Genomic DNA, 11,970 nt, shown 5'->3' on the forward strand with positions numbered 1-11,970 from the left:
GCTGAAATGTACTATGAAAAGAGTTAAAAGGGGTAAACATATGCGCGCAGCGATTATTGAAGATATGAATGGTTACGGCATCGTGAACTATATTCAGGCAATCAGCCAGGAGGGACTCGATGTCGTACTGACCATGGACCCGGAAGAAGTAAGAAAATGCGACGCCGTCCTGATTCCGGGCGGCCTGGACGTCGATCCTTCGCTGTATCACGAAGAGATGAACGGCACTCAGAAGACGGATCCCGAGCGGGACAAGGCTGATTTTGCGGCCCTGAAGGTGGCTGTTGAAAAGAGGATGCCCGTCTTTGGGATCTGCCGCGGCATCCAGAGTATCAACGTCTATTTCGGCGGTTCTCTGATTCAGGATGTGCCGACGCAGGTACAGCATCCATTGATGCACCATGGACCGGAGGAGCCGGTGGAGATCGAGGCTGTTCACCCCATCCGGGTGGAGCGTGACAGTTTCCTGTACCGTGCCTATGGGCAGGATACGTTGACAGTAAATTCCTATCATCATCAGGCAGTAAAGACTATGGCCGACGACTTCCGCCTTGCGGCATCGACGTCGGATGGTGTTATTGAAGCGATGGAGCATAAGGAGCTTCCGATCATTGCGGTACAGTTCCATCCTGAAAAGGCTGCGTTTGCCAACCGCCACGAAGGATGTGTATCCGGCGACGAGCTGTTTCACTACTTTGCTCGAATGGTACAGGGGAAATGAAAGCGAAGAAGAAATATACGGAAGCGGATCTGTTCTTCTATATCCGCAAGGAGAAGAAACTTCTCGTCTACATTACGATTTCCGGCATCCTCTACAACGTCGGCATGGGAGCGGGACCCTGGTTTGAGGGACAGCTTGCCCAGGCACTGGCCGATATCCTGCAGGGAAACAGGATGGCAATGTTCATGGTTCGGCTGGCCATCGTGTATGCGGTGGTGATTTTCATTGTGCAGCTGTGCCGGTACTGGAAGCGTCTGTATGTACGCCGCTTTGCCAATGACATGAACCGGGACATGAAGGCGGTTCTCTACCGCTCGCTTCTGCAGCAGGAGACGTCGGACCATCCGGATGAAGGAACGGGACAGCTGCTGACCAAGGCGGTTGCCGATGTGGATGCATGCGTCGAAGGCGTACGCAAATTTGTGACTGAAATCTTTGATACGGGCGTTGCGATGGCTGTATATATCGTGATGCTGGTGGGCTATGACTGGCGGCTGGCGCTTCTTTCGCTTCTCTTTCCGCCCCTTGCCTATTTTCTTGCCGCAAAGCTCAGAACTGTTGTGACCAGAGCGAGTGCCGCGGCGAAGGAAAGTGAAGGAACCCTCAACGGCCATACGCTGGACCGTCTCACCAATGCGGTCACCTACCGTGTCTACGGTCAGGAAACCAATCAGAATGCCCGCTACGAAGAGGCGCTGAACGACTATGAGAAGAAGTCGGCTGTCGCCAACATTCTTTCCACATCCATGGAGCCGCTGTATTACAGCGTATCGATGCTCAGCGTCATCTTCATCCTTTACTTCGGTGCGAAGAATGTGATGGGGACCGGCTGGTCCCCCTGGAACATTGCGTCCTTCACGACCTTTCTTGCATGCTTTACGAAGCTGGCAAAGAAATCATCGACAGCGGCGAAGCTGTTCAACTCCGTGCAGAAGGCGCAGGTATCCTGGGTCCGCATTCATCCGCTGATGAAGCCGACGCAGCTGCCGGAGCCGGGAATTCCGACGGATTCCGCCGATCTCAAGGTGTCCCATGTTACATTTCATTATCCCGATGGACCGGTGCTGCTGTCGGATGTGAGCTTCACAGCTCATCCGGGCCAGATCATCGGCGTCACCGGCGCTGTCGCTTCGGGCAAGTCGACGCTCGGCAGGCTGTTTCTGGAAGAATCCCCCTATGAAGGTTCGATCACCTTTGACGGCGTTGAGCTGCGTACTTTGAAAGAGGATGCGTCGAAGTTCGTCATCGGCTATATGGGCCATGATCCCCAACTGTTCAGTGCCACGATCGAGGAGAATATCCGTCTTGGCAAAGAGGGGCCTTTGGATGAGGTGCTTTCCGACGTGTGCATGGATGAAGATCTCAAGACGTTCCAGAACGGACTTCAGACGCGGCTGGGAACCGGCGGTGTCCGTCTGTCCGGCGGCCAGCAGTCACGGGTCGCTCTAGCACGGGCGCTGTTCCATGATTCACCGGTCCTGGTGCTGGATGATCCGCTTTCGGCCGTCGATCCAAAGACGGAGGAGACGGTATTCCGCAATCTGCGGAACCACTGCCGGGGTAGAATCATCCTTCTGATTTCTCATCGCCTGTCTCTGTTTCCAAAGATGGATCAGGTTCTGTTTGTCAAAGACGGCAGGGTGGAAGTATCAACCCATGAGCGGCTGATGGAGCAGGAGCCGCAGTATCGTCATCTGGTGGAGATGCAGTCGAAGGGCGGTGATCTCGATGCGTAAGGATACAGGAAAGAATTCACAGAAAAATCCGGCCGTTTCCGCCTTTACAGAAAGCGTCCGCAAGGATCCCAGACTTGCCATCCTCCTTGCGGCAATGATTGCCGGCAGCGTCTATTCCGCTCTTCTTCCGCCGATTCTTCTGGGCCGGATGGTGGATGCGCTGGTAAGCAGGGAAATGCTCAGCGGCGGCCAGATTACGCTCTATATCGTTCTTCTGATTGTGGCCGGCGTCTTTTCGGCAGGCAAGAATGCGCTGATTTCAATCTTCGGTCAGCGGGTGACGCATCAGCTGCGCAGCAACATGACGGAAAAGCTGAACCGGCTGCCGGCGGATTACTTTACCCGCAACGACAGCGGGGCTCTTACGTCATTGTTTGTCAACGACGTGGATACGATTCAGACGCTGTTTGATGATGGCATCATCAGTATGATTACGGACCTTTGTACGCTGGCCGGCATTCTGGTGGTTGTGTTCCGTTTTTCGAAGGGACTGGGTCTGCTTCTGCTGATTGCGCTGCCGGTGCTGTTTCTGTTTACGCGGCATTGTCAAAAGCGGATGCGGAAGGCGCAGCTGGATTATCGTCAGACGGTGGCGGATCTTTCGGATCAGATCCCGCAGACGATTAAAAACCGGCGCACGATCCGTGTCTATCAGGCGTCCACCTATATGGAGACGCTGTACGATGCGACGATCCGGCGCAGCTTCGATGCGATGGAACAGTCGAATTTCTATGACTCCATCTATTCGCCTGTCATTATTACGACGAGCTCCATCGTGATTGCGATCATGATGACGCTGGCGGCCATGGGCGGCCGCTGGACCGCGTTCTTCGGCATGGGAGCCGGTACGGCAGTGACGGCGATTGCCTATGTGAACAACGTGTTTGGTCCGCTGGCGGATATCGGCATGGAAATTCAGAATATTCAGGCGGCGGCCGCCGGCATTGCCCGGATCGGAACCTTCATGGCGCATGTGGAAGAGGAGCATGGAACCGGAGCGGGTGGAGAAAATGCGCCGGCAGCCGTGGATCTGGAACATGTGTCGTTTTCGTATGATCCTAAGGAGCCTTTGATTCATGACTTTTCGCTGCGTGTCAACACCGGTGAGATGGTGACGCTGGTTGGCAGAACCGGCAGCGGAAAGAGTACGATCTTTAAGCTGGTGCTCGGCCTCTATGCGCCAGATGCGGGAGAGGTACGTGTCCTTGGTCAGCGTCCGCAGGATATTACGGAAGAGGAGCGGCGCCATGTATTCGGTTACGTGGAGCAGCAGTTCCATCCCGTCGAAGGCACGCTGAAGGATCAGGTTTCAATCAATGATCCCCATGTGGACGAGGATCAGGTGCGCAGGGCATTGAAGACGGTAGGTCTGCTGGATGTTCTGGAGCATCTTCCCGCTGGTCTGGATACGCCCTATTCGCCGGGTGTCCTTTCGCAGGGACAGTTTCAGCTGCTGTCCATTGCCAGGGCGATCGTCTGTGATCCGAAGGTTCTTCTGCTGGATGAAATTACAGCCAATCTTGATTCCAACACCGAAAAGCAGGTGATGGATGCGATCTTCCACGCCTGCAGCGGCCGTACGGTGCTTTCCATTTCGCATCGTCTGTATGAACATACGGGCGGCCGGACGGTCTTCATCGGCAAAGATGCCGAAAAGAAATAAAAAAGGTATTGACCTGCACGCGGCGTATACGTTTAGACTGCCATCGAAGGGAGGCAGTTGAAATGTTGCTCAGGGAAGCTGCAGGCGAAGCCGGGATGACGAAGCGCGCCGTAAAGTATTATGAGGAAGAAGGGCTGCTGTCCGTAGAAAAAGACAGCAGCGGGTACCGTAATTACTCGAAAGAGGATGTGGAACGCCTGAAAAAGATCTCTGTCTACAGGAAACTTGGAATTGGTATCCGGGATATCCGACGGCTTCTGGAAACCGATGATCGCAGCATCCTTTTGCAGATCTACCGGGAAAAGATACAGGAAAAGAATTTCCAGGAGGCAGAGATCAATGCCCTGAAGCAGCTGATCGATGACGGTGATGCGGATCCAGCGAATGAGCTGCTCGACTATGAGACGGTAGGTGATGCCATTGCGTCTCTGTTTCCGGGAAAGGAATGGAGTGATTTTATCCGATTCCATTTCGAACCGTTTCTGAACATCCGGGTCAGGACGCCACAGCAGAAACAGGCTTTGCAGAATATTCTTCAATACTGTGATGAAACGACGCTGAAGGTTCCCTGGATCGTAAAGCTTGGTATGAAGATGGCGGGCGGAATACCTCACGAGTCGAAAACTGCGGATGAGATGATTTCTTATTACCGGGATATGAGTGAGAGTGAATACCAGCGATTGAAGGCGTCGGTACGGGCAGGCGCAAAACTGAAGTCCGGAATTCTCAAGTATCATCCCGTCTTCGCTGCTCAGCGGAAAATGCAGAAAGAGCTGCAGAAAAAAGGGTACAACGATATCTTCATTCCGAACCTGATGGAACTGTCTCCGCAATACGCGGAATATAAGAAGTACCTCGATCTGATTAACAGCAGAATATGCCGGGACCTTGGTATGTACTATGATGCAGAGTATAACATCGTGATTCGCAGGGAATCGAAAGAAGCGTGATTGTATCTTTTGCAGTAGAAACGGCGCATCCCGCAAAACAATGGGACCTGCGCCGATTTTTCTTTGGAGTGATACGCATTGGAGCGGCTAAGGTGATCCGGCATTCCGGTTGCTGGATGAAGTTGTTGTTGTTGTCTGCTATGATGAGTGTGGCATCGGAATCACTCAAAATCACAGGGCATCAGTATCGATCATTATGATATGCAGACATACTGCAGATCATGGTTTCCTACAGGAGAAAAGTCTATGAAAACCACGGTTCGAAAAGGGATTGCATTGTTTGCGGTTGCTTTGCTTGTGGCCGGGTGCACGAAAGCAGTATCCGCTGATGTGAACATCATTGACGTGAATACATCGCTTGCAAAGGGAAATGGCGCAACAGGAGAATATCCGGTTGAGGCGTTGACCTTGAACGATCTTATTGAGAAATACCCTTCTGCTGTGTTTGTGAATGTGGAAGGTTCGATTGTTACTGGGGAAGAGGATCTTCCATATTCTGCTGGAGAGTCCGAATATTTTATCGGGCCGGTGCGCATCAGTGCCTATTACAAAGGGGCATCGTCTGTTAAGGGATTCTCGAATGAGGATATGTATGTGAAGGGCGCTAAGCTTTCATGGCTGAAGTCGCTGCGGCATGGTACAAAAGAGATCTTGCAGTATCCGGCGGTGCAGCCGGAGATAGAAATCAAGCTGGCTTCGGATCAGACAGTTGCGGTGTACATTCTGCCGCTTGCTTACCTGGATGATGAAACAAATCGGTATGCGGTTATAAAGGATGATCATGGATATGCCAAAGGGCTTTGGGCAGTGATTCCGGAGTCATAAACAAATCTCAGGCAGAAACGGGAAAAGAAAAATAAGAAAGAGCCGGCGAGATCAGAACCACTGTTCCGATTCTACCGGCTTGATTTTTACAGGTGTAGATGTTGATGAGTTAAAGAAGCGGAATATGATGAGCGGCACATTCCTCTTCCATGTCTTCGGGCCAGATGGAAGCCTGAACTTCGCCGATATGTGCTTTATTCAATAACAACATACACAGGCGGCTCTGGCCGATGCCTCCGCCGATGGTGAGAGGCAGCTCATTGCTGAGAATGGCTTTGTGATAGGGCAGAGTGAGACGCTCTTCGGTATGGGCGGCTTTGCACTGGGTCTCGATCGTTGTTTCGTCGACGCGGATGCCCATGGAAGAGATCTCGATGGCCTGGTTGAGACTCGGCAGCCAGAACAGCAGGTCGCCATTCAGCTTCCAGTCATCATAGTCCGGTGCGCGGCCGTCATGGGGCTGCTTGCTGCGAGACAGCGGCCAGCCGATTTCTTCGATGAAGACACAGCCGTGTTCGCGGGTGATGGCATTTTCGCGATCCTTGACGGAGAGGTCCGGATACAGATCTTCGAGCTGCTGCGACGTGATGAAGTAGACGTCATCCGCAAGATGGCAGACGGCCTGCGGATACTTGTACCAGACTTCGTGTTCCATATGCTTGATGACTTTGAAGATGTGGCGCACCGTATCTTCGAGATAGTCGATGGTCCGCTCCTGACGTGTGATGACGCGCTCCCAGTCCCACTGATCAACGTAGGCGCTGTGCAGATTGTCCAGTGTCTCGTCGCGGCGGATGGCGTTCATGTTGGTATAGAGACCTTCATGGACGGCGAACCCGTACTTTTTGAGGGCGTAGCGTTTCCACTTGGCGAGGGACTGGACGATTTCCATCTCTTCGCCAGGCAGATCTTTCAGATCGAAGCCGACCGGACGTTCGACGCCGTTAAGATTGTCGTTGAGGCCGCTGCTCTTTGTGACAAACAATGGAGCTGAGATGCGGCTCAGGTTCATTTCCTTTCCGAATTCTTTCTGAAAGGTGTCACGGATATACTTGATCGCTTCTTCGGTATCACGCACAGAAAGCGTGGGCTGGTAATGTTTTGGAAATATGAGTGTCATGGGGTGATTTTCCTCCGGATATTCTGCTATGTATTGTACCAGTTGTGCCTTGGAAATGATTACCGGTGCTATGATGACAATATGAGTAATGAAGATTACAGCAAAGCGAGAAAAAAGGGTGAAAAAGCGTTCCGCCAGGCGGTAGCGGCGGGAAAATATCCGTATCTTCCGGTGCTGGATGAGGTGCTTGGTCCCCAGGGCGGTACGCTGTCGGTGTCGCATGTCGGCATCTATGATGTGCCGCTTTCAAAGATTGTTGGTACGCGTACGGCAGGCCGTCAGAATGCGTTTGCGGGCAATTATATGCCTCTGCTGGATGAGGATACGGAGTTTGCCTTCAAGTGGATGAAGGTATTCGACTACCAGATGGACAACGGCATTGCGGATCCGATTGAGGCATATGAATTCATGCATAAATTCTATGTCCAGGAGGGCAATAAGCGCGTATCTGTTCTGAAGTATCTCGATGTGCCGTCGATTGAATGCGATGTGTACCGTGTCCTTCCGCAGCGCAGCGACGATGAGGCGGTACGGGTCTACTATGAGTTTCTTGAGTTCTTCAAGGTGTGTCCGACTTATGAGATCACCTTTACAAAGCCCGGTTCCTATGCGGCATTTGCGGCGCATCTGGGAAGAGATCTGAAGACGCCATGGCCAAGTGATGCGGTCCATGCGACGGAGGCCGGCTATTACCGCTTCTATACGGTGTATCGCTCCTTGGGCGGTACGGGTGAAGCCGGGGATGCGCTGCTTGTATATCTGAATGTGTATTCGTTTTCTTCGCTGCTTGATACGCAGCGTATGACGCTGACACGCCGTGTCCAGAGCATGCTGGGTGAAATTTCACTTCATCAGCAGGCGGATCCGGTAGCTTTGATGCGGGCACCGCGGGAGGCGGCCCGTCCTTCGGGCATTTCGCTGTTGACCAATCTTCTGCGCCGTCCTCCTTCCTATACGGAAAGCAGCCCGCTGAAGGCGGCGTTCATCTATCCTTCGGATCCGGATCATGATGGCCGTGTCAACGATGAGGAAGTGGGGCGGATCTATCTGAGTCACGCCTTTGAGGGGATCGTTGAGACGAAGCCCTACTTTAATGCGTCGGATTCGAAGTCGCTTGCCAAGGCACTGTTTGAGGCAGTGGATCTTGGACAGGCGTCCGCTGTATTTACGACGGATGCGTCAATGTTGAACGGGACGCTGCAGAAGGCGGTGGCCTGTCCCGGTGTTGATTTTCTGAACTGCTCGATTCATTCGGTTCAGCAGGCGGTACGTACGTATCAGTGCCGGTTGTATGAGGTGAAGTTTCTGATGGGGGCGCTGGCGGCGTTAAGCTGCACCGATGATCAGATCGGCTATGTTGCGGACCGGCCCGTGTATGGCGAGGCGGCGAACATCAATGCCTTTGCGATCGGTGCTTCCATGATCCGTCCGAAGGCGAGAATCTATCTTGTCTGGGGCGGCCGGAAGAACAGTGACTGGAAAAAGGAGTTTGCGGACAGGAAGATATCCATCATCAGCGGTCCTGACTTTGCGGCGGAATCCGGGGAGCCGGACTATGGCCTTTTCCAGGTGGATGAGACAGGGGCGGCCACGTCGCTGGCGGTGCCGATCTTCAACTGGGGAAGATATTATGAGCTGATCGTGAAGACGATGCTGGATCATTCCTATGACGATGATCCTTCGGCGGCGGCCGGAAAGTCGCTGAGCTACTGGTACGGTCTTTCGGAAGGTGTCATTGATCTGCATGTGGCGGACAGTCTGGATCCAAGTATGCGAAAGATGATCCGTCTGCTCAGAAAAGGGGTGGCCGATGGTGCTGTGCATCCGTTCCAGGGCATCCTCAAAAGTCAGAACGGCATCGTGCAGGACCGTGAAGATGCGCTGCTCAGTGATGAGAAGGTCATCACGATGGACTGGCTCAATGAAAACGTGGTCGGCCGGATGCCGGAGGTGGTTTCGGCATGAAAATTCTGGTGGTCGCAGACGAGGAAGAAAGCGTTCTGTATGAAAACTATCAGCCGCGGATGATGGCGGACGTGAATCTGATTATTGCGTGCGGCGATCTTCATGCGGCGTATCTTGATTTTCTCACGAGTGCTTCCAATAAGCCGCTCTACTATGTGCCGGGCAACCATGATCAAAGCTACGTTTCTCATCCGCCGGCAGGCTGTATTTCGCTCGATGAGCAGGTGGTATCGTTTCACGGGCTGAGGATCGGGGGACTTGGCGGATCGTGCCGGTACAAGCCGGGCAGCTTCATGTATACGGAAGAAGAGATGGCAAAGCGCCTGAAGAAGCTTGAGAAGCAGGTGCGCAGGGCGGGCGGAATTGATGTGTTTGTGACGCATGCGCCGGCGGCCGGCTATGGGGATCTGGAGGATCTGGCACACCGGGGCTTTGCCTGTTTCAACACGTTCATGGAGGAGTATCATCCGCGCTATCTTGTGCACGGGCATGTGCATCCTTCGTATGACATTCATTTGCAGCGGCAGATGGTGCATCCTTCGGGGACAGTGATGCTCAACTGTGTCGGGCATATGATGCTTGAAATTGATGACGCGAGCATACAAAAAGAGCCGCCGAAGGAGAGGAGTCTTCTTGAGCGGCTGTGGAAGCGTTAATGATCAGCGGATCTTCCAGTCGATGGTTAACAGGGAAAGAATGAGGCCGATCGTGCTGATGATCGTCATCGCAAGCAGATTGGTGGATACATCCAGCGTGCTGTAGAGCGACGCCATTACGGCGCCCAGAACGTTGGCAAGTACCTGGACCGTGGTGAAGCAGGTCTGAGCTTTGACGATATCTTTGCGGTCGACGAGGCGGGATGCGTATTCCACGGTCGCCGGCAGAAAGAGGGCGAGTGAGAGGCTTTCCAGTACGGTGGCGGCATAGAGCTGGGGAATGGATTTGGCCTGCCAGTAGAAAAACTGTTTTACGGTAAATGCCAGCAGCGAGAGGATGAGAATCTTTGCGCAGCCGGCTTTTTTGATGATCTTTTTGGCCAGAATCATGCCGGGCAGCTCGACCAGTGCCTGGAAGCTGAGGATGGCACCCATCGTCGCATCGTTGCCGCCGACGTTGCGGGTGACATAGATAAAGAAGTTGACGACGGCGTTATGACACAGCACAACCAGTGTGCAGCCGATCAGAAAGAGAAGAAACTTGGGATGGGCGGCGAAGAGTTCGCGATAGGTTCCGACGCTGGCCGCCTTTTCCTGGGGCTGAAGAGTGTCGTCAGGCGCGTAGTGGAGGATCAGCCGCGTCGCCAGACACATGCCGATGGCACTGATGATGGCAGCGATCGGAATAGAGCGGACGGACCAGGAAGAGATGAGCCTTCCCAGAACCAGGGAAAGGATGGCGAAGCTGAGGGAGCCGGCGGCGCGGCCGAAGCCGAAGTTCATTTCGGACGCATCGACCGGCGCCATATAGAGCATCGAGTTGACCATGGGCAAAGCCGCATTGACCAGCATCAGCGCAGCCAATAGAAGCAGGCTGACCGCCATGCCAGAAAGTCCCGGAATTAACTGGAGCAGGGCAAGAACGGCCATGGCAATGCTCATGACATTGAGGATGGCGCCCGGATTCCAGCGCGAAGAGCGATCGGCCAGCGATGCCAGAGGCGGCTCCAGCAGAAAGGCGAGCAGGGTTCCGGCAGCTGTCACCATTCCAATCTGGCCGCTGGTACAGTGATAGGCCGTCAACAGATTTGCCGCAAAGGAGGAGACGGCTCCCATTTCTGTCCAGAAGAATACATTCAGCAAGGCAAAGCGAAGATTCGCGCTGCGCACCTTAGCATCCATGGTTCAAACTCTCCAGGGATACCGTCTTTTCGATGAAGGAAAGAAACGATGGTGAAGACGGGTTGAAGACTGTCTGCGGTGTAAGCCGCACCGAATCCAGTGACCAGAGCGGATGGTTGCGCGGCAGCGGCATTACCTGGGTCTGATCGATGCAGGCATGAAGATAATGGCCATCATGAAGCACAGAAACAAGATCGTCTTCATTGACCGCCGCGCCGCATCCGCAGTTAATCAGCAGAGCACCGTTCTTCATCTTCTTCAGCATTTCCGCTGAAAGTGCACAGTAGGAAGGATCATTGGCCAACACATGCAGGCAGAGAACATCGGCGGAGCGAAGGGAGTTGTCATCGATTCCGGGAACGATCCGAACTTCGCATCCGAACACCTTCAGCCGATCCGCAAGCGTATGCGATATTTGATCGTCGGCGGCACTGATGACCACCATATTCCTTAAGGAGCTGTCAAGAAGCGGCGCCCAGTCGCACTGCTTCTGGGCAGCGATGTATTCCGGGAACCGGAATACATGTTCCAGGATGCTGGCAAGCATCCAGTCAGAGGCACGCTCTATCAGATGATCATAGAAGGAGAATGCAGGAATGCGGTAGTTTTCCTTCCGGTCCAGCGTGATGAGAGTGATATTCTGTTTCGTTTCGTCAAGCTCACCGGCAGAAGGTTCACCGATTATTACATCGGCTGACTGCAGTTCATTCTTCGCTGGACGGGTATGGAAGGTAAAGGTGCCAGGGACATTTGCGGTCAGATGTTCTCTGGCACCCCGGGTCATATCATAGGTTACAAGAATATTTTTCATGGAAATTTCCTCATGCAAGGCCTTACAATTCTAACATTTCCTTTACTGGAGAAAACATAGTGTTAAAACCAGCCGCGAATTCAGGAAAGGAGCTTTTTATGAATGTAACAGTACGTGAATATATGTCGGCAGACGCAATGGCTGCCATGAAAATATGGAATGAAGTCGTAGAAGAAGGCGATGCGTTTCCGCAGCTCAAGGGATTGACGGAAGACAATGCGGACGCGTTTTTCAAGCATCAGAGCTATACCGGCATCGCCGTTGATGCGGATGGCCGGATCGTCGGTCTTTCTATTCTGCATCCCATTGACACTCCCACAGCTAAAGCACGTGGGATTCTT

At 53.3% G+C, this 11,970-nt stretch carries 11 protein-coding genes; 7 read left to right on the forward strand and 4 right to left on the reverse strand.

Annotated elements, in window-relative coordinates:
• Positions 1–40 precede the first annotated feature (40 nt).
• The 5 genes from C1714_RS04620 (at position 41) to C1714_RS04640 (ending at position 5,895) form a co-directional block, all read left to right on the forward strand.
• The gene (locus C1714_RS04620) at positions 41–721 is read left to right on the forward strand and encodes a gamma-glutamyl-gamma-aminobutyrate hydrolase family protein (RefSeq protein WP_167849930.1); all 681 of its coding nucleotides are present in this window, start codon (positions 41–43) and stop codon (positions 719–721) included.
• Positions 718–2,457: an ABC transporter ATP-binding protein gene (locus C1714_RS04625; RefSeq protein WP_102342090.1), complete on the forward strand. Its 1,740-nt coding sequence runs from the start codon at positions 718–720 to the stop codon at positions 2,455–2,457. The genes C1714_RS04620 and C1714_RS04625 overlap by 4 nt, the downstream gene beginning before the upstream one ends.
• Positions 2,450–4,120, forward strand: coding sequence for an ABC transporter ATP-binding protein (locus tag C1714_RS04630; RefSeq protein ID WP_102342091.1), 1,671 nt, complete (start codon positions 2,450–2,452; stop codon positions 4,118–4,120). The genes C1714_RS04625 and C1714_RS04630 overlap by 8 nt, the downstream gene beginning before the upstream one ends.
• 62 nt (positions 4,121–4,182) lie before the next feature.
• On the forward strand, positions 4,183–5,070 hold the full coding sequence (locus C1714_RS04635) for a MerR family transcriptional regulator (protein ID WP_102342092.1): 888 nt from the start codon (positions 4,183–4,185) through the stop codon (positions 5,068–5,070).
• A gap of 246 nt (positions 5,071–5,316) precedes the next feature.
• Positions 5,317–5,895, forward strand: a complete 579-nt coding sequence (locus tag C1714_RS04640; protein WP_102342093.1) for a hypothetical protein — start codon at positions 5,317–5,319, stop codon at positions 5,893–5,895.
• Between the two features lie 109 nt (positions 5,896–6,004).
• Here C1714_RS04640 and asnA read toward each other — a convergent pair whose 3' ends face one another.
• Complete coding sequence (gene asnA, locus C1714_RS04645; protein ID WP_102342094.1) at positions 6,005–7,015, reverse strand: aspartate--ammonia ligase; 1,011 nt, start codon at positions 7,013–7,015, stop codon at positions 6,005–6,007.
• An 81-nt stretch (positions 7,016–7,096) separates the two neighbouring features.
• Between asnA and C1714_RS04650 the strand changes: the two genes are divergently transcribed.
• The gene (locus C1714_RS04650; RefSeq protein ID WP_102342095.1) at positions 7,097–8,980 is read left to right on the forward strand and encodes a type 1 periplasmic-binding domain-containing protein; all 1,884 of its coding nucleotides are present in this window, start codon (positions 7,097–7,099) and stop codon (positions 8,978–8,980) included.
• Entirely contained in the window at positions 8,977–9,636 is a 660-nt protein-coding gene (locus tag C1714_RS04655) for a metallophosphoesterase family protein (RefSeq protein WP_102342096.1), read from the forward strand. Before C1714_RS04650 ends, C1714_RS04655 begins: the two co-directional genes overlap by 4 nt.
• A gap of 3 nt (positions 9,637–9,639) precedes the next feature.
• On the opposite strand, the gene C1714_RS04660 is transcribed toward C1714_RS04655, so the two are convergent.
• From C1714_RS04660 to C1714_RS04670, 3 genes are all read right to left on the reverse strand, one after another.
• Entirely contained in the window at positions 9,640–10,818 is a 1,179-nt protein-coding gene (locus C1714_RS04660) for an MFS transporter (protein WP_102342097.1), read from the reverse strand.
• Complete coding sequence (locus C1714_RS04665) at positions 10,808–11,629, reverse strand: NAD(P)-dependent oxidoreductase (protein ID WP_102342098.1); 822 nt, start codon at positions 11,627–11,629, stop codon at positions 10,808–10,810. The genes C1714_RS04660 and C1714_RS04665 overlap by 11 nt, the downstream gene beginning before the upstream one ends.
• Positions 11,630–11,709: 80 nt before the next feature.
• Positions 11,710–11,931, reverse strand: a complete 222-nt coding sequence (locus tag C1714_RS04670; protein ID WP_102342099.1) for a hypothetical protein — start codon at positions 11,929–11,931, stop codon at positions 11,710–11,712.
• Between the last annotated feature and the right edge of the window lie 39 nt (positions 11,932–11,970).

Origin of the sequence: Galactobacillus timonensis (genome assembly GCF_900240265.1) — a bacterium.
Classification (GTDB): domain Bacteria; phylum Bacillota_I; class Bacilli_A; order Erysipelotrichales; family Erysipelotrichaceae; genus Bulleidia; species Bulleidia timonensis.